Source organism: Steroidobacter gossypii (assembly GCF_016801985.1).
Lineage (GTDB): Bacteria > Pseudomonadota > Gammaproteobacteria > Steroidobacterales > Steroidobacteraceae > Steroidobacter > Steroidobacter gossypii.
In genome coordinates, this window is sequence record NZ_JAEVLS010000001.1 from 905,043 (window position 1) to 929,086 (window position 24,044).

Annotated in this window: 22 protein-coding genes; 8 read left to right on the forward strand and 14 right to left on the reverse strand. The window is 62.9% G+C overall.

Going from position 1 to position 24,044, the window contains the following annotated elements; translation table 11 throughout:
• Nucleotides 1-99 precede the first annotated feature (99 nt).
• The 3 genes from JM946_RS03940 (at nt 100) to JM946_RS03950 (ending at nt 4,920) form a co-directional block, all read left to right on the forward strand.
• Entirely contained in the window at nt 100-2,982 is a 2,883-nt protein-coding gene (locus JM946_RS03940) for a patatin-like phospholipase family protein (RefSeq protein ID WP_203165827.1), read from the forward strand.
• A 9-nt stretch (nt 2,983-2,991) separates the two neighbouring features.
• Nucleotides 2,992-4,185: a DUF711 family protein gene (locus tag JM946_RS03945; RefSeq protein WP_203165828.1), complete on the forward strand. Its 1,194-nt coding sequence runs from the start codon at nt 2,992-2,994 to the stop codon at nt 4,183-4,185.
• 93 nt (nt 4,186-4,278) lie between these two features.
• Nucleotides 4,279-4,920, forward strand: coding sequence for a hypothetical protein (locus JM946_RS03950; protein WP_203165829.1), 642 nt, complete (start codon nt 4,279-4,281; stop codon nt 4,918-4,920).
• Nucleotides 4,921-4,941: 21 nt separating this feature from the next.
• On the opposite strand, the gene JM946_RS03955 is transcribed toward JM946_RS03950, so the two are convergent.
• The 3 genes from JM946_RS03955 to JM946_RS03965 all read right to left on the reverse strand — a co-directional run bounded on the left by JM946_RS03955 (nt 4,942) and on the right by JM946_RS03965 (nt 10,373).
• On the reverse strand, nt 4,942-7,563 hold the full coding sequence (locus JM946_RS03955; RefSeq protein ID WP_203165830.1) for a GAF domain-containing hybrid sensor histidine kinase/response regulator: 2,622 nt from the start codon (nt 7,561-7,563) through the stop codon (nt 4,942-4,944).
• Between the two features lie 123 nt (nt 7,564-7,686).
• Nucleotides 7,687-8,970 (reverse strand): serine hydrolase domain-containing protein, encoded by a 1,284-nt coding sequence (locus JM946_RS03960; RefSeq protein WP_203165831.1) that lies wholly within the window; start codon nt 8,968-8,970, stop codon nt 7,687-7,689.
• Between the two features lie 11 nt (nt 8,971-8,981).
• The gene (locus JM946_RS03965; protein WP_203165832.1) at nt 8,982-10,373 is read right to left on the reverse strand and encodes a GntP family permease; all 1,392 of its coding nucleotides are present in this window, start codon (nt 10,371-10,373) and stop codon (nt 8,982-8,984) included.
• Between the two features lie 150 nt (nt 10,374-10,523).
• Between JM946_RS03965 and JM946_RS03970 the strand changes: the two genes are divergently transcribed.
• The gene (locus tag JM946_RS03970; RefSeq protein WP_203165833.1) at nt 10,524-11,828 is read left to right on the forward strand and encodes a metal-dependent hydrolase; all 1,305 of its coding nucleotides are present in this window, start codon (nt 10,524-10,526) and stop codon (nt 11,826-11,828) included.
• Nucleotides 11,829-11,865: 37 nt separating this feature from the next.
• On the opposite strand, the gene JM946_RS03975 is transcribed toward JM946_RS03970, so the two are convergent.
• Nucleotides 11,866-12,255: a hypothetical protein gene (locus tag JM946_RS03975; RefSeq protein WP_203165834.1), complete on the reverse strand. Its 390-nt coding sequence runs from the start codon at nt 12,253-12,255 to the stop codon at nt 11,866-11,868.
• 209 nt (nt 12,256-12,464) lie between these two features.
• On the opposite strand from JM946_RS03975, the gene JM946_RS03980 reads away from it, so the two are divergent.
• From JM946_RS03980 to JM946_RS03990, 3 genes are all read left to right on the forward strand, one after another.
• Nucleotides 12,465-12,932 (forward strand): c-type cytochrome, encoded by a 468-nt coding sequence (locus JM946_RS03980; protein ID WP_203165835.1) that lies wholly within the window; start codon nt 12,465-12,467, stop codon nt 12,930-12,932.
• Nucleotides 12,933-13,454: 522 nt separating this feature from the next.
• Nucleotides 13,455-14,387 carry a ribosome small subunit-dependent GTPase A gene (gene rsgA / locus JM946_RS03985; RefSeq protein WP_218042576.1) on the forward strand — a complete coding sequence of 311 codons (933 nt, stop codon included), beginning with the start codon at nt 13,455-13,457 and terminating at the stop codon, nt 14,385-14,387.
• A 131-nt stretch (nt 14,388-14,518) separates the two neighbouring features.
• Nucleotides 14,519-14,908, forward strand: a complete 390-nt coding sequence (locus JM946_RS03990; protein ID WP_203165837.1) for a TraR/DksA family transcriptional regulator — start codon at nt 14,519-14,521, stop codon at nt 14,906-14,908.
• 76 nt (nt 14,909-14,984) lie between these two features.
• On the opposite strand, the gene JM946_RS03995 is transcribed toward JM946_RS03990, so the two are convergent.
• The 7 genes from JM946_RS03995 to JM946_RS04025 are packed head-to-tail and all read right to left on the reverse strand — an operon-like array spanning nt 14,985 to nt 19,846.
• Entirely contained in the window at nt 14,985-15,533 is a 549-nt protein-coding gene (locus JM946_RS03995) for a DUF4136 domain-containing protein (RefSeq protein WP_203165838.1), read from the reverse strand.
• Nucleotides 15,534-15,540: 7 nt separating this feature from the next.
• The gene (locus JM946_RS04000) at nt 15,541-16,305 is read right to left on the reverse strand and encodes a M15 family metallopeptidase domain-containing protein (RefSeq protein WP_203165839.1); all 765 of its coding nucleotides are present in this window, start codon (nt 16,303-16,305) and stop codon (nt 15,541-15,543) included.
• A gap of 25 nt (nt 16,306-16,330) precedes the next feature.
• Complete coding sequence (locus JM946_RS04005) at nt 16,331-16,627, reverse strand: DUF4342 domain-containing protein (RefSeq protein WP_203165840.1); 297 nt, start codon at nt 16,625-16,627, stop codon at nt 16,331-16,333.
• 38 nt (nt 16,628-16,665) lie between these two features.
• Nucleotides 16,666-17,406, reverse strand: a complete 741-nt coding sequence (locus JM946_RS04010; protein ID WP_203165841.1) for a LytR/AlgR family response regulator transcription factor — start codon at nt 17,404-17,406, stop codon at nt 16,666-16,668.
• 12 nt (nt 17,407-17,418) lie between these two features.
• A complete protein-coding gene (locus tag JM946_RS04015; RefSeq protein WP_203165842.1) occupies nt 17,419-18,486 on the reverse strand; it encodes a sensor histidine kinase in 1,068 nt (355 codons plus the stop codon).
• Nucleotides 18,486-19,400, reverse strand: coding sequence for a LiaF transmembrane domain-containing protein (locus JM946_RS04020; protein ID WP_203165843.1), 915 nt, complete (start codon nt 19,398-19,400; stop codon nt 18,486-18,488). Before JM946_RS04020 ends, JM946_RS04015 begins: the two co-directional genes overlap by 1 nt.
• Nucleotides 19,397-19,846 carry a LiaF transmembrane domain-containing protein gene (locus JM946_RS04025; RefSeq protein WP_203165844.1) on the reverse strand — a complete coding sequence of 150 codons (450 nt, stop codon included), beginning with the start codon at nt 19,844-19,846 and terminating at the stop codon, nt 19,397-19,399. The genes JM946_RS04020 and JM946_RS04025 overlap by 4 nt, the downstream gene beginning before the upstream one ends.
• A gap of 173 nt (nt 19,847-20,019) precedes the next feature.
• On the opposite strand from JM946_RS04025, the gene JM946_RS04030 reads away from it, so the two are divergent.
• Nucleotides 20,020-20,958, forward strand: coding sequence for a hypothetical protein (locus tag JM946_RS04030; protein WP_203165845.1), 939 nt, complete (start codon nt 20,020-20,022; stop codon nt 20,956-20,958).
• Nucleotides 20,959-21,153: 195 nt separating this feature from the next.
• On the opposite strand, the gene JM946_RS04035 is transcribed toward JM946_RS04030, so the two are convergent.
• Genes JM946_RS04035 through JM946_RS04045 form a run of 3 tightly spaced genes read right to left on the reverse strand, consistent with a single transcriptional unit; the run spans nt 21,154 to nt 23,955 of the window.
• Nucleotides 21,154-22,071, reverse strand: coding sequence for a recombination-associated protein RdgC (locus JM946_RS04035; RefSeq protein WP_203165846.1), 918 nt, complete (start codon nt 22,069-22,071; stop codon nt 21,154-21,156).
• Nucleotides 22,010-23,224, reverse strand: coding sequence for an S-adenosylmethionine:tRNA ribosyltransferase-isomerase (locus tag JM946_RS04040; protein WP_203165847.1), 1,215 nt, complete (start codon nt 23,222-23,224; stop codon nt 22,010-22,012). The genes JM946_RS04035 and JM946_RS04040 overlap by 62 nt, the downstream gene beginning before the upstream one ends.
• Nucleotides 23,221-23,955: an SDR family NAD(P)-dependent oxidoreductase gene (locus JM946_RS04045; protein ID WP_203165848.1), complete on the reverse strand. Its 735-nt coding sequence runs from the start codon at nt 23,953-23,955 to the stop codon at nt 23,221-23,223. Before JM946_RS04045 ends, JM946_RS04040 begins: the two co-directional genes overlap by 4 nt.
• Nucleotides 23,956-24,044: the final 89 nt, after the last annotated feature.

The following is a 24,044-nucleotide window of genomic DNA, read 5'->3' on the forward strand; positions in this document are numbered from 1 at the left end:
TGAACCGGAGCACAGGGACGCAAACATGCTCGTGCTAGAGTCCTGCACGGCAATCCAATAAGCATAAGCGGCCAATAACCAGAGCGAAGGAATCCGCCCATGCCCCAGAGAGGCAACCCGAGAGGCGACCAAAGAGCCGATCAGAACGTCGAGCAGAACTCTGACCAGAACAGGGCCGAGCGCGCGACATTCAACCAGGTATTATGGACCGAGCTGCAGGCCCTGCGGCCCGACTACTGCGCCTCCCAGCCATTCCAACCGGCGAAATTCGAGCCGCAGCGGCCCGACGACGCCGGCACCGATCCGCAGTATCAAGACAACCTGCGCGAGCTGTTCCAGATGATCGGCACGTTCGGCAGCGACGCCGAGGGCGGCAAATCCCAGCCGCCGTTGTCGGCGCTGTGTCTGTCGGGCGGCGGGATTCGTAGCGCCACGTTCAATCTCGGGGTGTTGCAGGCACTGGCCAAGAACAAGCTGCTGCCCCAGTTCGATTATCTATCCAGCGTATCCGGCGGCGGTTATATCGCCGGCTGGCTGCAGGCATGGATGCACCGGGAACAACAACAGGCGGGCACTGCCAAGGACGTGTTCAAAGAGCTGGGGAATCGCAGCGAGCAGCCAGTGAATCCGCTCGCGCCCGAGCCGAAGCCTCTCGATCATCTGCGCCAGTTCAGTAACTATCTCACGCCGCGGCTCGGCTTGTTCTCCGGCGATACATGGACCGCAGCCGCTACCATCCTGCGCAATCTGCTGTTGAACTGGCTGGTCATCCTGCCGCTGCTCGCGGCGCTCGTTGTCATTCCACAAGGCGTGTACCTGCTCGTGCAGAGCACGGTCAGCCCCGGCTTCGGTCGGATGCTGATGTATGCATCGCTCCTCGCCGAGTTGCTGGCGAGTTTCTCCATCTACTACCACCGGCGCTTCGTACGCGACCCGGGCACGCCATCGTCTCGTTACGCAGTGCTGTGTGTGCTGCCGGTGATTGCAGCCGCCGCACTGCTCTCATTCACCGGCCTCGGGTATGCCAATGGACCGGCGGTCGTGCTCGATGCGCCGTTCTGGTCCGCCGGGAATCGCCCGATCCTGATGTTCTCGGCCGTGTGGTGCCTGCTCGTTCCGCTGTCCGGCTGGATGGCGGTGGAAATTGTGTATCGCCTGCGGCATCAGATCGCTCCTGAAACCAGACACACGGAAAAATTCGAGCTGGCCGCGCTGCTGATTTCCGGCCTGGCGGTCGCCTTGTTGTTTGCTGTGACGGTGCGCGAACTGCTGCTGCCGTTCTACGCACATCCCGGCCTGTACGTGATGCTGACATTGCCCGTGCTGCTCGGCTTGTATCTGCTCGCGCGAACGTTGTTCGTCGGCCTCGCGAGCATGAGTGAAACATTCGCCACCGGCTCGAAACCGGCGCTGGTCAATGACGGCGATCGCGAATGGTGGGCGCGCCTGTCGGGTTGGATCCTCGCGGTCGCGTTGGGCTGGATCGCGCTCACCGGGCTGTGCGTGTTTGGCCAGTTCCTGCTGGACAAGATCATGGATGAAGCCAAGCCGCTCGTGGCGGCGGCCGGCGGCATTTCAGGCGTCATCGCGGCGCTGCTCGGCAGTCGCGACAAGACCGCCACGTCCGCCAAGGAAGAACCTTCAATCATGCAGCGAGTCGGGCTGGCGTTGGCCGCACCGGTGTTCGTCGTGTGCGTGGTGTTGGCCATATCGTGGGCCACCGCGGGACTCGGCGGCTGGATGGTGACCAATGCGAACGTGGCGGCCGAGCGGATCTTCACCGATCCGATGCTGCGGCATTCCGGGTTACGCAACACCGGCTTCGAATGGTTCTGGGCGCTGCCCTGGCTGCTGTTGCTCGCGGCCTTGACCATGGGGCTGGTGGTGAACGTGAATCGCTTCTCGTTGCATGGCTTCTATCGCAACCGGCTGGTGCGAGCTTATCTCGGCGCTTCGCATACCGATCGCAAGCCCGATCCATTCACCGGCTTCGACGCGTCGGACAACTTGCGCATGCATAAGCTGAAGCCCGACCGGGGCGCGCAGCGCCTGCTGCCGCTGATCAATGTCACTTTGAACCTGCTGCGCGATGGCAAGCTGGCCTGGCAGGAGCGCAAGGCCGAATCGTTCTCGATCACCCCATATTTCTGCGGCAACTTCCATGAAGGCTACCGCGCATCGGCCGCGTATGGCGGGCAGGGCGGCATCTCGCTCGGCACCGCTGTAACAATCTCGGGCGCCGCCGCGAATCCGCATATGGGTTACTGCTCGTCGCCGGCGCTGGCCTTCGTGATGTCGCTGTTCAACGTGCGACTCGGCGCGTGGCTGGGCAACACCAACGCTCGAGGCGAACAGGTGTATGACCTGCCAGGGCCGCGCCAGGCACTCTCGCCCATGCTGGGCGAGCTGTTCGGCTACACCACCCCGGACTTCAAGTACGTCAACCTGTCGGACGGCGGCCACTTCGACAACCTCGGCTTGTATGAGGTGGTGCTGCGCCGATGTCGTTACATCATGGTCAGCGATGCGGGCTGCGATCCGGACGCCAAGCTCGGCGATCTGGGCAACGCCATCCGCAAGATCCGGATCGATTTCGGCATCCCCATCCGCTTCGAAAAGGAGATCGAGATCTATCCCAACAGCAGCGCGGAGCGCGGTCTCTATTGCGCCACCGCGCGCATCGATTACGATGCGGTCGACAAAGGCACGCCGCCGGGTCGGTTGCTGTACATCAAGCCCACCTTGCGTGGTCGGGGCGAGCATCCCATCCCCTATGACGTGTACAGTTACTCCAGGACGGTCGACGCGTTCCCGCACGAACCCACTACGGATCAGTGGTTCAGCGAGTCGCAGTTCGAGAGTTATCGCGCACTCGGCTTTCATGCGCTCGAGCAGATTCTTCAAGGCTCGGCGCCGCAGGATTTCGCCGACTTTTTCGCTCGCGTCGCCACGTATCTGAGCCCGAAGGGCAAGCTGGACTAGCAGTTGGAAATGTCGAAGGTCGATGAAGCAGTGACGACGTTGAATCCGGTGCGAGTGCGAACGATCACGGCAGGCATAGAGCTCACGCCGGCCTTCGAGCTGGACCGTGTGGAGAAAGCGGTCGGCTTTCTCGCTCGCGCCAGGCGAGCCTTCGAAGCCGCGGGTTACGAAGTGCAAACGATTCGTGTCGCAACCAACCCGGTCGTGGCATCGCTCTCTTCGGCGGCACGAGCCAAGGCGCTCGACTCGCTGCGTCGGATCGACGAACTGGTCGGCGCGCAGGGCGCGATCTTCAACGTCGGACCGGTGCTCACCGAAGATCGCGCCGACGACAGCCTGGTTGAATGGTCGCAGGAGTTGGTGCGCTCGACCAAGACCATCAGTTTCTCCACCGCGATCGCCTCGCCCGAGTCGGGGCTGATGCCGAAGGTAGCCGCTACGACCGCCAGGATCATGGTCGCGCTTGCTCGAGCGCTCCCGGACGGGCTCGCCAACTTCCGTTTCGCCGCGGCAGCGAACATTCCCGCGGGCACGCCTTTCTTTCCAGTGGCCTGGCATCAAGGCGCTGAATCGTTCGCGATCGGCATGGAGTCGGCCTCGGTGGTCGAGCGCGCCTTCGCGTCTTTGCGTGAAGGCGAGGATCCAACGGAGAAACTGCGGATCGCTTTGAATGACGTGCTCGCACCAGTCGAGAAGCTTGCCGCCGGGATCGCTCGAACCGAACACCGCGATTATCTCGGCATCGATACATCGCCGGCGCCCAACAAAGATCGCAGCATCGCCGCGGCCATCGAAGCCTTGACTGGCTCGCCGTTCGGCACCGGCGGCACGCTGGAAGCATGCTCGATCATCACTGCCGCGGTGAAATCGCTTGCCATTCGTACGTGCGGCTACTCCGGCCTGATGTTGCCAGTTCTCGAAGATCCGCTGCTGGCCCAACGCGCGGGCGAGAACCGCTATGGAATTCGCGACGTGCTGCTGTATTCGAGTGTTTGCGGCACTGGATTGGATGTCGTGCCGATCCCAGGCGATACACCTGCAGTGAGCATCGCAGGTCTGCTGCGCGATGTTGCCTCCCTCGCCACGCGCCTTCGCAAACCGCTCTCCGCCCGCTTGTTTCTTGTGCCCGACAAGCGAGCGGGCGACATGGCTCGCTTCGACGATCCGGTGTTGACCGACTCCGTGGTGATGAAGCTGGATTGACCGGCCGCGGTTGGCCGTTGGCCGGCAGTCCATTGTCGCATCCACGCTGTCACTCTAAAGTGGCGGCGCTCGTCACGAACTGACGGAGGATGCATGACGACTCTTCGGCCCAGTCGCGGCTCCCGTCGGCAACGCTGGTCACTGGCGCCGCTGTGGCTGCTTGCTGCCTCAGCGGCCGCCGCCAACTCACCGACGGATGAAAGCGTCACGGCCATTTGGAAGGCGCAGCAGCTGAGTTTCGAGTACCGGGGCGACAGCACTGTGTACTCATGCCGCGGCTTGCAAGACAAGTTAGTGATGATCCTGCGCACAGTAGGCGCGCGCGAGGACGTGCAACTCCACGGCTTCGTTTGCGATGAGCAACTTAGCATCGCCCGGTTCCAGGTGTCGATGAAGTCTCCGGTGATCGCCTCCGAAGAGAACGTTCGCGAAGCCACAGAACACGATTTCAAGGACGAATTGGTAGCACGGGCGAGCGGCGAGAAACTCGCCAGCGCCGCCGATCTGGAACGTTTCCCGGCCGTATGGAAGACCGTGTCTTTTGCCCGCGATCGGAACATGCGGCTGGAGCGAGGTGACTGCGAGTTGGTTCAGCAGGTGCGGCAACAGATTTTGCCGCGCATGTCAGTGCGCATCGTGCGGGACAAAGTACGTTGCTCTTCCAGCGTGGGACCTGTCGGACCGCCGCGCCTGACGGTCTCGGCGCTGGTACGCGCCCCGCACATCGATCAGTAAAGGTCGATCGATAAGAGTCGATCAGTGATCCCCGATCATGTCCCGGATGCGCTCGGCCAAAGTTTCCAGGGCGAACGGCTTGGTGATCATTTGCATGCCGGGCGACAGCAGATCGTTACTCACCGCGGCGTTGTGCGCGTAGCCTGTAATGAACAGCACCTTCAAATCCGGGCGATGCGCGCGCGCCGCGTCCGCGAGCTGACGGCCGTTGAAGCCGGGCAGGCCGACGTCCGAGATCAGCAGGTCGATGCGAACATCGGATAGCAGAATCGCCAGGCCGCTGGGACCATCCACGGCCTGCAACGATCGATAGCCCATCTCCGCGAGCAAATCGACAACCAGGTCGCGCACCACCTGCTCGTCTTCGACTACCAGCACCACTTCCTCGCGTGCGTTGGGCTGGAGGGCGAGCGGCGCCGGCGCGGGTTCCTGCGATGATTCGTGTTCGCCGTGATAACGCGGCAAGTACAGTTTGACCACAGTGCCTTTGCCTACTTCCGATTGAATCCTGGCGTAGCCGCCGGACTGGCGCGTGAAGCCATAGATCATCGACAACCCCAGACCGGTGCCCTGACCGATCGGCTTGGTGGTGAAAAAGGGATCGAACGCGCGGTTCACCACCTCCGGCGGCATGCCGACGCCGGTATCCGTTACGCAGATCGCGATGTAATCGCCCGGCATCACGTCGCGAAGTTTCGCCTCGTGCGCGTCTTCCAGATGCGCGTTGCTGGTCTCGATGGTGAGCTTGCCGCCGTCAGGCATGGCGTCGCGCGCGTTGATGGTCAGATTCAGTAACGCGCTCTCCAGCTGATTCTGGTCGCAGCGAGTCAGCCACAGCTGGGGATCTTCCACGAACTCCAGGCCGATGGTTTCGCCCAGGGTTCGTCGCAGCAACTCCTCCATGCCGAGGATCAGCCGATTGACATGCACCGGCCTGGGATCGAGCGCCTGGCGACGCGAGAACGCGAGCAAACGGTGCGTCAGCGCAGCTGCTCGATTGGCGGCCGTCATGGCGGCCGAGACGTACGCATTCACATCGATCTGCTGGCCGCGCGCCAGCTTCCTTTGCATCATGTCCAGCGAGCCGATGATGCCGGTCAGCAGGTTGTTGAAGTCGTGCGCAATCCCGCCAGTCAGCTGGCCGACCGCTTCCATCTTTTGCGACTGGCGCAGCGATTCTTCGGCCTCCGACAGCCGCTGCTGATCGCGGACGCGCTCCGTCACATCCTGCGCATATTGAAACGCACCGATGACGCGGCCGGCAGGATCACGCAACGAGGTGTACGTGATCTCGTAATGGCGCATCTGATCGCCTTCGCTCGGCGCCGTCGGCTCGATCAATGTAAATTCTTCTCCCGCCAGCGCTCGACTCCAGCGGCTACCAGACAAAGCGAGCTGCTCGCGGCTGACTTTCAACAAGTCCAGCAGGCTCTGACCCACTTCGGGGCGCACACCGATGCGGCGCTCGAAGCGATCGGCATACGCCTTGTTCAGAGCCAGGAATCGATAGTCCTTCCCGACCGCGGCCACCAGCGCCGTCACGGAATCCAGCAACTCGCCCCACAACTTGCGCTGAGCGACCGCGTGCTCGACGCGTTGCTCGAGCGTCGCATTGAGCTGTCGCAGAGCGTTCTCGGCGCGCGCGCGCTCAACTGCTTCCCAGGTGCGCTCGGCGGTCTCGCGCACCAATGCGACTTCATCATCGGTCCACCGACGAGGCTCGGCCTGATGCACATACAACGCGCCCACCAGCCGGCCGCTCTTGATCAACGGCACACTGATGCCGGCGCGTGCACCGTTGACTCGATAGACGTCGGCGTCCGCGGCGTCCCGAATCAAAGGATCGGTGAAAGCATCTTCAACCCGCACCGTGTGGCCGGCCTGCAGCTCCCGCACCATCGCCTGGCCGAAAACGTCGAGCAGGTGCCGGCCGGCGAGACTGGTCATGCCCGCGCTGGTCCAATCGCATACCACCATGCCGGTCTGCCCGGATGGATCCACCTCGCCGTAACCTACTCGCCCCGCTGTCAGCTGCCGCCCCACCATCTCCGCTGCCGCCTGCATGATTTCCGAGGCGTCGCTCAATGTGCGCAGCTTGTCTCGCAACGCCAGTTGGAAGGCGAGCTGCCGCTCGGCGCGCACCTTCTTGGTCGTCTCCATGCACAGGACCATCACGCCGCCGACGTTGTTCGGCGCGCTGGCGTCATCGATGGGGCTGAAGCTGTAGGTCCAGTAGATTTCTTCGCGCTTGCCGAAGCGTGGGATCACCACGAGATGATCTTCCGCCCAGCTCGCTCCCTCGCCCGACATCACACGCTCGATCTGCGGCCCCATGATGGACCACGTTTCGGACCAGACTTCACGCAGCGGCGCGCCCAGCATGGCGGGATGCCGCTCTGGCCCGAGCGAGCTGCGATAAGCGTCGTTGTAAAAGCAAAGGAGCTCCGGCCCCCAGAACACGCAGGCCGGATGTTGGGTGGTGAGCAGGATTCGCAGGGCGGTGCGCAAGCCCTGCGGCCAGCGTAGTGGCGAACCCAACGAGGTGCGGTCCCAGTGGAAACCTCGGATCAGTTCGCCAAGCTCGCCGCCCCCGCCGAGAAACGTGGCAGGTCCGTCCACACGCATGAAAGGCGAAGTGCTCACGTACAGAGCGTGCCGCCTCCGCGCGCGTGGGTCAACGCGGGATGATCACTCTGTCAACGCGATTTTCCGCAACTTATCGATGTGCGTGAGCGCCCATAACATCCGGCGCGATAGTAGGGAATGTCACAGCAGCGCCTGGTAAACCAGATTGCGCAACAGCGACCGATAGTGAGTGCGCAACCGAATATCGGATGCCTGCAACATCAATACCGCGATCAATTTCTCCTGCGGATCCACCCAGAAATAGGGTCCAGTGGCGCCGCCCCAGTAGTAATCGCCCACGGAGCCGGGCGCCATGCTTCGGCCCGGCTCCATGCGCACTCCCACACCCAGCCCGTAGCCCTGTCCATATTGGGGCAACGGCGCGGTCAGGCCCAGTTCCAAGGTGAATGCGCCGTAACTCACATCCGGCGGCAGATGGTTGCTGGTCATCAGCTCGACGCTCTTGCGTGACAACAGCCTGACGCCGTCGAGCTCGCCGCCGTTGAGCAACATTTGGGCGAAGCGGGCGTAATCCTCCGCGGTGGACAACAATCCGCCGCCGCCCGAAAACCATTTCGGCGGCCTGGCCGGGTTGTAACCGATCACCACCGGCGTGGCGCCCGGGGCAGCCTGCGCCTGCGCGAGTCGCGATGTTTGCCGAGCGTCGAGCAGAAATGCGGTGTCGCGCATACCGAGCGGACGCGCAATGCGCTCCACGATGAACTGATTCAGGTCCATGCCGGCTTGCACTTCCACGATGCGCCCGATCACATCGTTCGACATTCCGTACTCGAACGCGGCGCCCGGCTGGAATGCCAGCGGCAGTTTTGCCAGCTTGTCGACCAGCTGCGCGTTGGTTTGCTGATCGTCCATGGTGCCCGCGGCGCGATACGCCTGCTGCACCAGGGAGTCGCCGAAGATGCCGTAGGTCATGCCGGAGGTGTGCCGCATCAGGTCCTGCACCGTGACCTCGCGACGCGCCGGTTCCAGCGCAAGCCGCCGGTCGCCGTTGCCGTCCTTCACCTCCACGCCCACCTGCAGGTTCTTCAACTGCGGCAGATAGACCGAGGCTGGATCCATCAACTGCAGCTTGCCTTCTTCGGCCAGCATCAAGGCCGCCACCATGGTGACCGGCTTGGTCATCGAAGCGATGCGAAAGATAGAATCGGGCCGCATCGGGCTGTGGGCGGCACGATCCTGGAACCCAAAGGTTTGCAGATAGGCGACTTTGCCCTGGCGCGCCACCAGCACGACCGCACCGGGAATTTTTCCGCTGGCTACGTCGGCATTGAACGTGTCGGTCAGTCGTTGCAAACGTTGCGACGAAAAGCCGACCGCTTCGGGCCTGGCTTTGGGTAACGGCGCGGCCAGCGCCGCTCCCGCTGTCACCAGCGCCACCAACAAGCCAACAACGAGCTTTCTCATTCTCTTGATCTCTAGACGAGGCCGGTCGCGTAGTACACGGCGATCACAAAGAACACGGCCAAGGTTTTCACGCAGGTAATCGCGAACACATCTTTGTACGACTGCCGATGCGTCAGTCCCGTGACTGCGAGCAGCGTGATGACTGCGCCATTGTGCGGCAAAGTATCCATGCCGCCGCTGGCCATCGCGGCGACTCGATGCAGGACATCGGGTGAAATCCCCGCCGCCTGCGCCGCCGCCATGAATTGTTCGGACATGGCGGCGAGCGCGATGCTCAGCCCGCCCGATGCCGAGCCTGTGATGCCCGCCAAGGTGGTCACGGTGATGGCTTCGTTCACCAACGGGTCCGGGATCGCCAGCAACGCATTGCGAATGATCAGGAAGCCAGGCAACGCTGCGATCACTGCGCCAAAGCCGTATTCAGAGGCGGTGTTCATCGACGCCAGCAGGGCACCGCCGACCGCGTTCTTCGTGCCTTCCGCGAACTTCGTTACCACCGGTCGAAAAGCAAACACGAGCACCGTGAGGATGCCCATGAGCAACGCGCCCATGACGGCCCAGATGGCCACCACGCCGGACAACTGCGTGACCAGCGGTTGCGCCAGCCCTTCAAGACGAGTTTCGATGGTCGGCTCATAGAACCCAGGGATAAGCCGGGTGAATGCCAGATTGGCGACGCCGACCACGAGCAGCGGCAGTATGGCGAGCAGCGGATGCGTGGAGTTGCCCGTGGCTATTTGTTCCGGCTCGTTGCTATGGCCGGTGCCGTAACCTTCGCCGGCGCGCATCGCCTCTCGGCGCCGCCAGTTCAGATACAACAAACCGCAAGCAAGAATGAACGCACCCCCGATGACCCCCAGGACCGGAGCCGCCCAGGTCGTAGTGCCGAAGAACGTGGTGGGAATGATGTTTTGAATCTGTGGCGTGCCCGGCAGCGCGTCCATGGTGAAGGTGAAGGCGCCGAGGGCAATCGTGCCCGGAATCAGCCGTTTGGGAATGTCACCGCGCCGAAACATTTCAGCCGCGAAGGGATAGACGGCGAACACCACCACGAACAGCGATACGCCGCCGTAGGTCAGCAGCGCGCACACCAGCACGATGGAGAGGATCGCACGCTCCTGCCCCACCAGGCGAATCACTGCGGCCGCGATGGACTGCGAGAATCCGGACAGCTCGATCAGCTTGCCGAACACCGCACCGAGCAGGAACACCGGGAAATAAAGCTTCAGGAACCCGACCATGCGTTCCATGAACAGGCCGGTGAACACCGACGGCACGGCGGCCGGGTCGGTCAGCAGCACCGCCAGTAACGCAGCCAGCGGCGCGAACAGAATGACGCTGTAGCCGCGGTACGCGGCCAGCATCAGCAACCCCAAGGCGAGCACGACGATCGCGAAAGTCATTGCGCCTGTTACGGCGCAATCGCTGACCGATGCCGCCGCCCCCTCGAAAAAACCGCTTTGACCGCCTGACGACAATTAATTCATCAGGTGATGATTTTCAGTCGAGCTTGCCTGCGCGGCGCGGGGGTGTCAACCGCGGAACGAGTCCTCGTGCCGAGCGCCAACCGTACCGGCTACACTGCTCGGATGGACAACATCACGCACACCATCATCGGCACGCTGGTCGGCGAGGTTACCGCCCGTGTCGCGCCAAGCAGGCGTAGCACGCTGCCGCCCGCCACACGCCGCAATCTGTGCGTGACGCTGGCCGCGGTAGGAAGCAACCTGCCGGACTCCGATCTGCTGTATTCATTCTTCGGGCGGGATCTGAATTATCTGCTGCATCATCGCGGCCACACACATACGGTCGTAATTGCGGTGCTGCTGGGTCTAGCGGTGTTGGCGATAACGCGCTGGTGGATACGACGGCGCGGCCTGCAAGCCTCACCGGCCGACTACGGCTTGCTGGCCGGAGTGTTGTTGTTCACGCCATTGCTCCATATCGCAATGGACTTCACCAACAACTACGGCGTGCATCCATTCTGGCCAGTGGACAATCGTTGGTTCTATGGCGATTCGGTGTTCATCATCGAGCCGCTGCTCTGGGCCGCGTGCGCGCCGCTGGCTTTCATATTCAGAACTCATGTGGCTCGCTTTGCGGTGCTGCTGTTGATGGTCGGGGCGATCGCGTTGTGCTTCTTCAGCGGGATGGTGCCCCAGCTGCTGGCAGCCGCGTACGCGTTGCTGGTGGCGGCAATGTTGTTGGTCGGTCAGCGCGCACCCACGAAGGTTGCACTCGCCGCGGGTGTTACATTGTGGCTGGGAGTTACAGCAATGTTTGCACTCAGCGCGCAGACCGCGAGAGCGCACATTGATGCCATCGCCGCCCGCCAGTTTCCCGAAGGAACCATCGTTGACCGCATTGTTACGCCGATGCCCGTGAATCCGACCTGCTGGGAAGTGATGCTGCTACAAAAGGAAGGTGACAACGCGGTATTACGGAGAGCGATGCTGGCGCTGTCGCCCGCTTGGCTCACCGCAGATAAATGCTTGAGCCGAAGCCTCGACATGCCGATCACGGCGCCGCTGGTTCCCGTGCCGAGCGACAACACCGAGCAGGTGAAATGGTACGGCCAGATCAGCACACCGCTCGCACGGCTCGCCACCCTCGCCGCGACCAACTGCGAAGCCGCCGCCGCGCTGCGCTTCATTCGCATGCCCTGGCTGGCGAACGTCAAAGACGGATTGGTGCTCGGCGACCTTCGCTACGACCGTGAGGAGGAACTGGGCTTCGCGGAAATTGCGCTTGGGGAGCCGCCGGTTTGCCCTTCGTTCGTGCCGAAGTGGGTCGAGCCCCGGCGTGATTTGTTGGAGCCCGGCGCGGCGAACATGAGTAGCGCGCGCAGCCAACCTTGATGGCGACCACCCGCGCCCGGGGTTGGCTTAGCCATCGCTATTTGCGTCTGGCAATGAAGCTGCCTTCGCCGAACTGCCCGAACACCGCTTTACCTTTCATGGTGTCGCCTTCCACGGTGCCCGTGTAGTCGAGTTTCAAATCGGCTCCTGGCATCTCGAGGGTGAAATCGAACGCCACCGCCGCGCCTTTCACCGAGCCCGTGTAATCGACGATGCCCGCCTCGCTAGTGATGGTGCCAGCCAGGGCAGATCCCGTTTGCCGCACTGTCATGTGCGCGTCCTGCTTGCCCATCCGGCTCTCGGTGGTCAGCACCCACTCACCGGACAGATCTGCGACCTTCGACTGAGGCTGCGATGGCGGCGTGCTCACGCAGGCACCCAGCAACAGCGCGACCGAAGTCACAATCCACGCCCGTCTCGTCTGCATCCGTTTCTCCCCACGACGAGCGCAGAGCTTAGCCTAGCGATGCGCACCTGAGCGTGCATCGGTCACGAGATGGTCATGAGCGGTTCGAATCCTTGTCAGCAACGGCCGGCAGCTCCCCGGCGTAAAAGTCAGGGTCCTGTCAGCAAGGATTCGATAAGCTCGCGCCGCTTGTCCCAGCAATTAGCCCAGCAATTAGCCAGGTGTCATCCATGAATCGAATGCTTCGTTCCGCCGTCGTCGCGACTCTGCTGGTCCCCGCCGTCACGCTGCTGGCGCAGGCGTCCGAGCCTGCCAACGTCAAGCAGCTGCAGAAGGATCGACACGAGCACTACGAGAAGCTGGGCGAGCAGTTCAAGGTCGTGCGCGACCAGGTGCGTGTCGACAAGCCGGACCTCGCGGCCATCAAGACCGCCGCCAAATTCGTCAGCGCCGCCGCCGCCGAGCAGGAAAAGTGGTTCCCCGCCGGCTCCGGCCCGGAAGCCGGCAAGACCGATGCGCTGCCCGCGATCTGGGCCAAGCCGGCCGAGTTCAAGAAGGCCATGCAAATGTTCAGCGACGCCGCGCCAAAGCTGCAAGCTGCTGCTGACAGCGGCAACGTTGCCGCCATCAAGACCGCCTTCGGTGACGTCGGCAAGGCCTGCAAGAACTGCCATGAGCAGTTCCGCGCCGACGACTGATCCGATCCCAGCGATGACGACATTGCACCCGGGCAGCTCCCGCTCCCGGGCGCAGTTATTTACGCCAACCGAAACGTCCGCCAAACGACGCCAGCCTCTCGACCAAGCTTCCGGAAGACCGAAAGGGTCGCTACTGACGCGTCTCCGAGCCCGAACGAAGCCGCTTGCCCGGACACAAAGACGCGAGTACGCTGCCACTCCTTCCCGTCAACCCATACAAGAGAGGTCCAGAGAACTATGACTGCGCGAACTGCGATCTCCGCCGGGTTGATTCTGCAAATCTCTTGGTTCGGCACTCGCTGCTGATCTAACGACCGCGTTCACCCCGGCGTTGCTACGCCCGTTCCTCGCAAGAGGAGCGGATGTCGTGTCGCATTCCCCTGGGGTTCACGCATGTCATCGTCCACGTTTTCTCTGGCCCGCCTCGGCTGGCGCCCGTTCCATTCACAGCAACTCACGTTACAAGACTTCGAATCCGCTCATCCCGCTCGCGTAACAAGCGTGCATCGTAGTGGACTCATAGTGCTTTCAGAGCAAGGATCAGCCACCGTCACCGCCCCGCCTCGCGTACTCGACACTATCGAGTTCCCGATCACCGTCGGCGACTGGCTCCTCATCGAACACGACGCACCTCGCGTCTGCCGGGTCTTATCTCCGTACTCGCTGATCAAACGTCAGGCCGCCGGCACCGACCATCGCCTGCAAACCATCGCAGCGAACCTGGACACTCTGTTCGTGGTGACTTCATGCAACAACGATTTCAACCTCTCGCGACTGGAGCGTTACCTTGCCCTCGCATACGAAGCCCAGGTCGAGCCGGTGATCCTCATCACCAAAGCCGACCTGACCGACAACCCGACGTCATACATCGATGAGATCCAAACGCTGGGCACAAACGCAACAGCCATAACCATCAACGCGACAGACGCAACCCAGGTAGCCACCACACTGGCCCCATGGCTGCAGCCCGGCCAGACAGTGGCCTTCGTCGGATCCTCCGGCGTCGGCAAGTCCACTCTGGTGAACACACTGATCGGCCAGTCTCAGCAAGAGACCGGCAGCATTCGCGAGGACGACAGCAAAGGCCGCCACACCACCACATCGCGTGAAATGTTCCCACTCGCTAGCGGCGCCTGGATCATCGACACGCCCGGCATGCGCGAGCTGAAGATCGGTGCGATCGGCAGCGGCTTGCGAACCGTCTTCGACAATGTCGAAGCGCTCGCCGAGCAGTGTCACTTCCGCGACTGTCGTCACGAGTCAGAAGCAGGCTGTGCAGTGCTAGCCGCAGTCGCGGCCGGCAAACTCGACCCGCGCCGACTGGCGAACTACCACAAGCTCCAGCGTGAAGCCGCGCTCGCCGGAATGTCGAATCGCGAGCGCCGCGCCCGCAACAGACAATTCGGCCGGATCACGGCGTCAGCAATGAAAATCAAGGGCAGGAACAAACGTTGACACCGCGGCGGGCAACTTGAATGGGTATTACCGACACGGTTGCACAAAGTTGCCCGCCCCCTCTCACCTCGCAGGAACCCACCGCCCGGCAGCGGGTTACATAACAGTCTCAGCCTGAGAGTGGAACGGAAATGCTCGATCAACAGCAAGCGCTGAATCTCAAGACCCGATTGCGGGACCGCGCGACCCAACTGCGCGACGAGCTACAGCGGACGCGCGCCAAATCGGTAGACGAAACGCCGGGCAACGTCGCTGAGCGTGCGCGGGACAGCGAGGACGACTCGTTCGCAACGCTGGTCGTCGACACGAATCTCACGGAGATGGAACGCGACGTGGAAGAGTTGCGGATGATCGACTCGGCGCTACAACGAATTAGCGCGGGCACTTATGGCGACTGCGCCGATTGCGGCCAGCCTATCCCGCTCGCGCGCCTGCAAGCGGAGCCGACCGCGGAGCGTTGCATTCAGTGCCAGGAGCTGCACGAGAAAACGCATCTCTCGGCACGCACTCCCAGTCTCTAACGCGGGAGCAGACTGATGGGCGCTGGATGTTCCTGCGCCTCCATGCGCCCACACCCTTCGGGCATCCTGCCCATCGTCACTTTGACGCCCGATCCGGATACTTCTCCAATACTTTCGTCACGACCTCGCGCACCTCGTCCTCGTTGAGCTCGGCCTTTTCGAAGGTCGCGTCGATGGACCCGCTCCACACCTGTGCGTTTTTCGCAGCGTCGACCACGTCGATGGTGAACGTCCCTGCCTGTTCGTTTCTTTTGCCGATGGGCAAGCTCACGCCGATGCCGCCGCCGATGCCACCCGAGCCGCCACCGGCGCCGACACCGACGCTGGGCTTGTTCTTGGGCCGCTCGTGCACATTGAGCACATACGTCACGCGGCATTCCGCCTTCTCAGCCTCCGAGTAGCCCTTCTTCTTCAGCTCGGTGAGCACGGCGCCCTTCACACGCTGCTCCGTCAACGTCGCGGGCTGTTGCTGCGTGGGCAGCCATTCGAAAGTCTTGCAACTCGGCAACCCGCCTTCCGCCATATCGACGCGCACACGCGAAGGCGCCGTGGCCGTGCAACCGGCGAGCAGCGCGACACTCACTAAACCTGGCAATGCGACAGCGGTTCTAACAGCGGTTGTCATGGAAACCTCAAGGATCGTATTCGTAATGCCACGGCTCGTACGGCGACTGCAGCGGCCCGCGAAAACGCGTGCCTTCCATGGCCGCCTGCAATTTTCGAGTCCAGCCCGGCTCATCCCAATTGCGCTTCACCGTCGCGGTCTCGGTAGGCGCCACGATAGCGCCGTTCTTCATGATCTGGAAATCGATGGCGCGCAACTGGCCGTGTCGAGAAATTCCCGGGGCGGCGAGCGGTGCGGCTGTCTGCGGCCGCCAGCGAGTCAGAAATTGTTTGAAGCGTTCGACCGAGTCCGCTCGATCCGGTGAGCCAAAATCGGGCTTGCCGATCTCGGCCAGCGCCTGCCGATGCAATGACGCGGCCACCTTTCCAACGGATTTGTTTGTATTGTAGCGCGTGATCTGCAGCTCCAGGCTCCGCGCTTCAGTATTCGCATAGAGCGTATAGCCCGGGTTCTGCGCCTCGAAGCGCGCCTTCACCTTCTCGGTCTCCTCGAGCAAGGCTCGATATTCCGCCGACCGGGTATGCGCCTGAATCTGATCCTTCGACCAGCTCCAACGTGTGCGCAGCTGTTCGCCTGCGCGAAGATATGATCGGGCCGCGAGCAAGCGACGCGGTGTTCCCTCGATATCACGCAGCGCCGCCGCCGTCTTCTCCGGCAAGCTCGACGCAACGTGCTGAAGATATCGATCGAGTTCGTCGTCGCTGGAGGCGCGCCCGAGGTGCGGCGCAAGCAGCACGACCAGGAGCGTCACAATGCCGATGCGCCTCACCATTCATGGCCTCGTCACATCTCGGATATCACATCGACGGCGTAACCGCCGGCGGCTCGGCTTCTTTCTCGATGACGATGGAGCCTTTGAGCACCAGCGCGGCGATCGCGCCGATGGCGGCGAGCTGCGGCGCGAGCAGCGTGCCCACGACGCCCAAGGTCAACGGAATGTCGATCAATACGCGACCCTCCTCGTTCTTGATGATCACCCGACGCACATTGCCGGCGCGGATGATCTCCTTGATCTTGGCCAGCAGGGTATCGCCGCTGAACTGAAATTCTTCTGAACGCGGCGGGTCGTTGCGAGGCGTGTATGTCTCGGTCATGGCACTGTTCCCTCCGGAATGCCCGGGATTCGATGTGTTCATCCGATCAGCTCCTTGAGCTTGGTATGCCCCGTGCGCGACATGGGCAGCTTGGTGCCGTCCGACAGGATGGCCAGCCAGCTGTCCTTGCCGTACAGGTCGATGCGCGCCAGGCGTTCCACGTTCAGGATGAACGAGCGATGGATACGCACAAAACGCGTGGGATCCAGCTGAGTTTCCAATTCGCTCATGGTTTGTTGCTTGCGCAGCCGTTTGCCGGCGGCGGCGAACGACAGGTAATCGTCCTGCGCCTCGATGAAATCGATGCGATCCAGCGGCAGCACGTGTACGCGGCCTTCATGGCGAATCAGAATGCGCTCCAGCGTCCGGCCGGGCGGCCGGGCGGCGGCCGATAATTGTTCTGGGGAGGGCGCGGGCGTCTTGTTGCGCAGACGCTCGGCTGCGCGTTCCACTGCTGCCTCGAGCCGCGGCGGCTCCACCGGTTTCAACAGATAATCCACGGCGTGCACTTCGAAGGCTCGCAGCGCGAACTCGTCGAACGCGGTCGTGAAGATCACAGCGGGCGCGCGCTCGCCGAGCAGCTCCAGCACTTCGAAGCCCGACAGCTTGGGCATCTGAATATCCAGAAACATCAGGTCGGGATTGAGCTCCTCGGCCAGTTTCACGGCTTCGAAGCCATTGGCGGCCTGACCGGCGACTTCGATATCGGGCAGCTTGGACAGGTGCTCGGCGAGGATGGAGCGGGCCAGGGTTTCATCGTCGACGATCAGAACACGCACGAGAGTCTTCCTTTAGGACGTAGCCGATTGGCTGCTGACGGCCGGCAGCAGAATCGAGACGCGGAACGCGGTCTCGCTGGCGTCGACGTCGACGCTGGCGCGATGGCCGCACAATGTTTCTACACGCGAGCGTACATTGACCAGGCCGACGCCGGTGCTGCGCGAAGGCGGCCGGTCGGGATCGCACGGATTGGCGACCACCAGCTCCAGAAATCCTTCACGCCGATGCGCCTGCACGCACACCTCGCCGCCTTCGAGCAGATGCGCCACTCCGTGATGAACCGCGTTCTCCACCAAAGGTTGCAGCATCAGCGGCGGCACGGCCACATCTTTCACGTCGTCAGCGATGTCGAAACTGGCGCGCAACCGATCGCCGAAGCGCACCTTCTCGATGGCAAGGAAAGTTTCGGCCAGCGACACTTCTTCGGACAGTGGGATGGCCTGTTGGCGAGCCAGGGTCAGGCTCTTCCGGAAAAAGTTCGCCATCAGGAAACACATCTGGCGCGCGGCTTGCGTGTCATTGCCGATCAGCGCGGCCACCGAGTTCAAGCTATTGAACAGGAAATGCGGATCCAGTTGCGCGCGCAGCGACTTCAACTCCGCTTCACGCGCCAGCACTTGCAATTCCAGGGCGCGGCGCTCGGCATTGCGCGAACGCTGAAACGCCCCAGCGAGGTAGTGCCCCAGCACCGCCAGCGACATACCGATGGCGCCGGCGAAGATCAGCAACGGCAAGATACCGGTGGCCGATTCCGGATAGACGCCGCCCTCCGGCACCAGCCACATGGCCCATGCGTAAGCGATCGCGATCCACACAATCAGCGACACGACGCCGGCAATGGCCCAGGTGACGACCATGCGCACCACCGGGGTATCGTCCGCTGGCACGGCCTGAACCACGTACCAGAACGACAGCGATTGCAAACCGAGCACGATGGCTATCGGCACGGCAAACTCGAGCGACCAGTCGATGGGCGCGTTGCCACCGAACACGAACACGACCGTGAGCAGCAGACCAAACACCACCCACACGCCGAGATAGAGCATCAAGCGGCGGCGATGTTTGAAAATCGGATGCATTAATTTTTGATCTCCACGCCGGCCATCACGATCATGCCCCGGACGACCAGGTGCTTGGTCGGCACCACGGTGGTGGGACGTCGCTTGTCGATGAAACCGGCCAGCAGCGTGGTGACTTCGCTGGTCACCGTCCAGTCCGGCGGAGCGAAGATTTCCACGCCGCCCCAGAATGCAAACACTTCGACGACCGCGGTATCGCCTTCCATGCGCGCGCTGGTCAAATCGAGCTTGATGCCGCCCATGACGGCGTTGAGATCGGCGCCACGGAACGGTCGGGAAACGGGCCGCAACTCATGCGCCGACAGCAGTGCGAAGGAACGCACGAACTCGGCGTGATCGCTGGCAGTCGAGCTGGCGAAGTTTGTCGCACCGGGCGCGGGGCCGGTAGGGCCGGTCGGTCCACCAGGACCGCTGTGCCCATTGGTCGGGGGGGGCGGAGTCGGGTCTTCACCGCTGCCCGTGGGTGGACCCGATAGCGAACGAAACACCAGCACTCCGCCGACGAACAACAGGATGCCCGGCAGCAACACCTCGCTGAGATCGAAATGGATCCAGCCCAGCTTGTCGAGGAAGATCCATAGACCCACCGTGATGAGCACCCATCCCCAGCTGCGGCTGCGCTTGTGTTGCGGATGGCGGACCATGGCGACGCCGACTGCCACCAGCACCAGCGGCCAAAGGCTGCGCAGTACGTGACGCGCTTCCCACCAGCCCAGGTTGTCGGCCAGCAGGACGCCGCCGAGCAGAATGATCAGAACGCCGACGATGAGCCGGGTCGAAAACAAATCGCGCCGGCCCTGCGTCGAGCGCGGATGCAAAGGCCAGTCGGAGCTGTGATCTTGATGGTGACCGCGCGGCGGCTCCCGGCCGGCGCCGAGATCGCGATCGTGATCGCCTGGAGGGCCAGAATTCATGAGACACCGTTGCCCGGATCGTCGCCGGCGCGCGGCGGCGATCCCTCGTCATGCCGGTGCAGGATGAAGCCCAGGCCGGCCGCGATCACGAAGATCGGCCACGCGCCGCCCCAGCCCAATCCCCACCAGTGATACAGACCGAACAGAAAATACAGGCCGGTGGCGAACATCCAGACCCCGCCGACCCGGTCGAGGTGACGGCTGGGCACGGCCAGGCCCCACAGGCCAAAAGCGATCAGCAGCCACGGCAGGTATCGCCACCAGCCCTCCGGCAGGCCGAACCCGAGGTTCACCGCCAGCATCAACGCACCGACCACCAGGAGGAAAATGCCCATCACCAGCCGGGAACGCCGCGGCCGGTGCTGTGCGGATTCATCTTTCATCGAGCAACTCCAGCCGTCGCCGGCCGGCAGCTCGATGCGGGTCAGTGACGGATTGACGACCATGGGCTCCGAACTTAAGGACTGTGGGGCGGGCTTGCCAGCAACTACCGGTGAACGGCGGATACCCACCGGTGTGCGCCGCTGTCGCTTCCGAGGTGAGCGCGACTTGCGCGTTGCCGGTCTGCGACGGGCGTCGCTGGCCCATCCGCCATTCGGCATTGCTAAAATTCGTGCCCATGAAACCCTCGTCACGGAACGGTTGGGCTCGCACCTGGCCCTTGCTAATGCTGCTCGCTGGCTGCGCCAGCGCGCCGCCTGAACAGGGCGGCTATACCGCCCCGCCTACGGCGGAAGGCAACGACGTGGATCAACTGGCCGCCACTGCGCTGGCGCTGTGGGGGACGGACGCCTCCGGCAACGGCTCACAAGCCCTGTCTCAGATTCAGAAGGCGGTCAAGGCGGCGCCCGAACGCGCCGACCTTCAGTGGTTGCATCTGCGACTTTGCATCGAAGTGCCGGGCTGCGAACCGCAGCCCATCGAAACACAGCTGCGCAAGCTCGATCCCACCAACGGCGCCGTGTGGTTGGGGCCGTTGTCGCGGGCACAACAGCGTCGCGATACGCGCGCCGAAGAACAGATTCTGGAAATGATGACCAAGGCCGGTCACTTCAACGTGTACTGGACTACGCTGGTGGCGCGCCTCGCTCCTCCTTTGAGCCGCAGTCCTGTTGCGACTTCAGTCGCGCAACTGGTGCCCACGCCCCTGACCAACGCGATGAATTCGACCGTCACCTGGCTGTCGTCTTTGGCCACTCCCGCCTTCGCCGCGTTGAGCACCGCCTGCGACGAACAACACGTTCGCGAACCCGCCACTCGCGTGCGGTGCGAGCAGATCTCTCAAGTGCTGCAGAAGAGCGACACCACCCTCGCCGAAGGCATCGGGCTGGGCATCGCGCAGCGCCTTACCATTCCCGACTCGGCCAGCGCGCTACAGGTTCGCCAGAAAGTGCAAACCCTGCGTCATCAAAACCAGTCGTCGGGCGCAGTGATCGCGGCGCAGGTGGAGAAAGAGAAGTTCTCGGCGCAGATGCTGAAGCTGATGGCGCAACTGAAAAAGGAACAAGACGTTTCTCGCGCCATCCTTCGCTGGGCCGGTCAGCCTCTGACGCCCTGATGTGTCGGCCGCTAGCGCGGCCGCTGCTCCGGTTGAGATTCCTTCCCCGGCCGGAAACAAAAGCCTGCGGGCGTTATGCCGGCGTCATCGGGCTGCCTTTCCCTAGATGGAAATACCAAGCCCGCGGCGACGTTGTGCCGACGTCATCGGGCTTCCTTTCCTTTCCCTGATAGAAATATAAAACCTGCGGCGGCGTTAAGCGGCGGCGGCTTGTTTCTGTTCCGGTGCGCCGAGGGCGGCCGTGAGGTCGCTGAGCAGTTGGGCGAGGTCGCCGGTCATCAGGGTGAAATCGATGTCGAACTGCTCGGCGGCGTCGGTGTCTTCGCCGTCGGCGGGCTTGTCCTTCTCGACCAGCAGGAACTCGACCTTTTTCACGTGCAGCTTCTCGTTCAGCACGAACGAGACGCGGTCACGCCAGGTGAGGCCGAGGCGCGTGGCGAACATGCCGCTTTGGATCTGGGTGCGGATCTCCTTGCCATCCAAGGGATGCCGAACGTAGCGAATGGTCGGCTTGCTTTCGTCGGCCGCCTGCAACTCGAGGTCATCGTCGATCGTGAAGTAAGCCGGCGCATCGCCCAGCATGAGCCACGCCGTGAGCGCGGAAGACGGCGAGCGTTCCGTCTCGAGCAGCGTGACCTGCAGGCTGCCGAGCGTGTTGCGCAAAGTCTCGACCAGTTCCTCGGCCTTGCCCTCGCTGGAAGCGTTGACCACCAGCCAGTGATTCACCGGATCGATCCACGCATGCGTGATGCGCTTGCGAGTCAGAGCGCGGCCGCGCAATTCCTCGGTGACGCGCATCTTCAGTTCGCGCATCTGGCGACGCCCGACGGGATAGCCCTGCTCCTTCGCCATCTCCTTGGCGCGCTCGGTGGCGACCTGCCGGATGATGGAGCCGGGCAGCAACTTCTGATCCACGCCGAGCGCAATCAGGTGCTGGCCGTTGACCGTGTGGACGTAGCGCTCCAGGTCGCTCGAAAACACCCAGCCCTTGCTCTGCATGTCGAAGCTGCCGCACGGCAGGAGCTGATGCGCGGCCAGCTTGTCCTCGAGCTCACTGGCGGAAACAGACCAGTCCTCGGGGAGACGATAAACAATCAGATTCTTGAACCACATGGACGGGCGCCGGCGGAAAATCGTCGAGTATACGTGCCGTAGCCGGCCCGACCAGTCCTTGCATTTCCCGGAAAACTCGTGCAGCCGGCCGGCGTCCGGCGGCGCGTGAATAACGGCGGCTATCGCGTTCAATCAGCACGGAATCGCCGAATTCGTGAGTGCGGTAGCTGGCACTGTTCAGGGCGTCATCTGCGCGGCCGAGCACGGCTTTGTCGGCGAACGCATGCAGCAGTTCGTAATGACTCGTGCCCGGCTCGTGAGTGCCCGACAGAATCGCATCGACGACCCGCAGCTGCGTCTGCGCGCCGATGCGGATGTTCGCCACGCTTTCGCCGGCCGCAACCGAGCCGAAAGTCGCAGCGCTGTGCTCCAGCGCTCGCACCACCGTCGTGCCAATGGCCACGATCCGACGCCCCTCGCAAAGCGCGGCTGCGATAGCTTGCTCCGTGGGTACGGGAATGCGATAGGGCTCATCGAACGGCAGCAAGCGATCGAGCGCCTCGTCGCCAGTGGATGAGATGCCCGCCGCGTGAGTCAGCGTTGCGAATTCAATGCCACGCGTCTCGAAGGACGCGAGCATCTGCCAATCCAATGCAAAGCCCGCCGACGGCGGCTCGTAAGCCACGGGCGTGCCTGCGATGGAGGTCCACACATCCCACAGCGCCAAAGGCTCGCTCATATGAGCGTATTGAATGGGCCGGCCGTGCGCCGCCAATCCTCGCCACAACTCATCCGCTGCAGCTTCGAAACGCAGCGACACCAATCTCGGATGATCGAGAACGCGTTCGATGCGCGCGGTGAGCGAGCCGAGTTTCAGCGCATCACCAGGCAGGAACGCCGGCGGCAAAGGTCGATCCTCTGTGCGCGTGTGATAGTCCCCCGGCCCAAACACAACTGCGATGAAGCGCTGCGCATCGCGAGTCATCGAAGACGGCTTTCCCGCGAGCCTGACTTCAATCTCACGCCCGCTGCGAACATGAACACCATGCAGGCTGGCAGGCAGCGTTGCGGCGTCATTGGCGATCACCAGATCGCCAGGACGCAGAAACTCCGCGAGCTGCGCTCGCGAAGCGTGACGAATCGCACCGTGCTCATCGACATACAACAGGCGAGCGGCGGGCGGACGTTGAACGGGACGATCGGCTGGAATCATGAGGCAAACCTCAACGCCGGCCGTGCCGGCAGCAAATCACTAATCGTTTCCGCAAGCTCCTGCGCCGCCTGCGCCGGCGATTTCAGCGTCGCTGGATCGGCGTCGGGCAAAGCGGCCGCGTGCATGGGTGTATCCATGTCGCCCGGATCGAGCGCGATGAATCGCACGCCTTGCGCCGACAACTCTTCATTCCAGATGCGCGTCATGTGCGCGAGCGCCGCCTTGCTGGCTCCATAAGCGCCCCACTGGGGGTATGCGTTGACAGCCGCGTCGCTGGAAACATTCAGCACCAGGGCGCCTCTGCCTTCGCGTGCCGATGCAGCGAGCGAACCCAACAGCGCCTTGGTCAAACGAAACGGGCCGAGCACATCGGTCACCAGCGCGCGCTCGAAATCTTCGCATTGCGTGTCGCCGAGCAGCGCCAGCGGCACGGGCCCCAGATCGGATGCGTTGTTGATCAGCACGTCGAGCCCTCCGAGCCGGCCAGTGACCTGAAGCGCGATACGATGGATATCATGCTTGTTAGCCACATCACCTACGATGCCGTGTGCGGACTGTTCTGCCGCCACTGCCGCGACACGAGCTTGAGTGCGAGCGATCAACGCAACCTGCGCTCCGCGTTGCGTGAGCTCTCTCACCAGCGCCAGGCCGAGCCCGGAAGTGCCGCCGGTGATTGCAACTCGAACGCCGTGCAGATGTCGTGACGAATCGTGCTGTCGTTGCGTTTGCATAAGGCCTCCTTCGATGACAGCATCTTAGTGACCCGCCGCCCGCAACCAAGCGCCCTGTCCAACGTATTGGCAAACGGTTTGCCGCATGG

Coding starts and splice junctions, on each gene's coding strand:
- JM946_RS03940 (WP_203165827.1), top strand. CDS start 100: ATGCCCCAGAGAGGCAACCCGAGAGGCGACCAAAGAGCCGATCAGAAC.
- JM946_RS03945 (WP_203165828.1), top strand. CDS start 2,992: ATGTCGAAGGTCGATGAAGCAGTGACGACGTTGAATCCGGTGCGAGTG.
- JM946_RS03950 (WP_203165829.1), top strand. CDS start 4,279: ATGACGACTCTTCGGCCCAGTCGCGGCTCCCGTCGGCAACGCTGGTCA.
- JM946_RS03960 (WP_203165831.1), bottom strand. CDS start 8,970: ATGAGAAAGCTCGTTGTTGGCTTGTTGGTGGCGCTGGTGACAGCGGGA.
- JM946_RS03965 (WP_203165832.1), bottom strand. CDS start 10,373: ATGACTTTCGCGATCGTCGTGCTCGCCTTGGGGTTGCTGATGCTGGCC.
- JM946_RS03975 (WP_203165834.1), bottom strand. CDS start 12,255: ATGCAGACGAGACGGGCGTGGATTGTGACTTCGGTCGCGCTGTTGCTG.
- JM946_RS03980 (WP_203165835.1), top strand. CDS start 12,465: ATGAATCGAATGCTTCGTTCCGCCGTCGTCGCGACTCTGCTGGTCCCC.
- JM946_RS03990 (WP_203165837.1), top strand. CDS start 14,519: ATGCTCGATCAACAGCAAGCGCTGAATCTCAAGACCCGATTGCGGGAC.
- JM946_RS03995 (WP_203165838.1), bottom strand. CDS start 15,533: ATGACAACCGCTGTTAGAACCGCTGTCGCATTGCCAGGTTTAGTGAGT.
- JM946_RS04000 (WP_203165839.1), bottom strand. CDS start 16,305: ATGGTGAGGCGCATCGGCATTGTGACGCTCCTGGTCGTGCTGCTTGCG.
- JM946_RS04005 (WP_203165840.1), bottom strand. CDS start 16,627: ATGACCGAGACATACACGCCTCGCAACGACCCGCCGCGTTCAGAAGAA.
- JM946_RS04015 (WP_203165842.1), bottom strand. CDS start 18,486: ATGCATCCGATTTTCAAACATCGCCGCCGCTTGATGCTCTATCTCGGC.
- JM946_RS04020 (WP_203165843.1), bottom strand. CDS start 19,400: ATGAATTCTGGCCCTCCAGGCGATCACGATCGCGATCTCGGCGCCGGC.
- JM946_RS04025 (WP_203165844.1), bottom strand. CDS start 19,846: ATGGTCGTCAATCCGTCACTGACCCGCATCGAGCTGCCGGCCGGCGAC.
- JM946_RS04030 (WP_203165845.1), top strand. CDS start 20,020: ATGAAACCCTCGTCACGGAACGGTTGGGCTCGCACCTGGCCCTTGCTA.
- JM946_RS04035 (WP_203165846.1), bottom strand. CDS start 22,071: ATGTGGTTCAAGAATCTGATTGTTTATCGTCTCCCCGAGGACTGGTCT.
- JM946_RS04040 (WP_203165847.1), bottom strand. CDS start 23,224: ATGATTCCAGCCGATCGTCCCGTTCAACGTCCGCCCGCCGCTCGCCTG.
- JM946_RS04045 (WP_203165848.1), bottom strand. CDS start 23,955: ATGCAAACGCAACGACAGCACGATTCGTCACGACATCTGCACGGCGTT.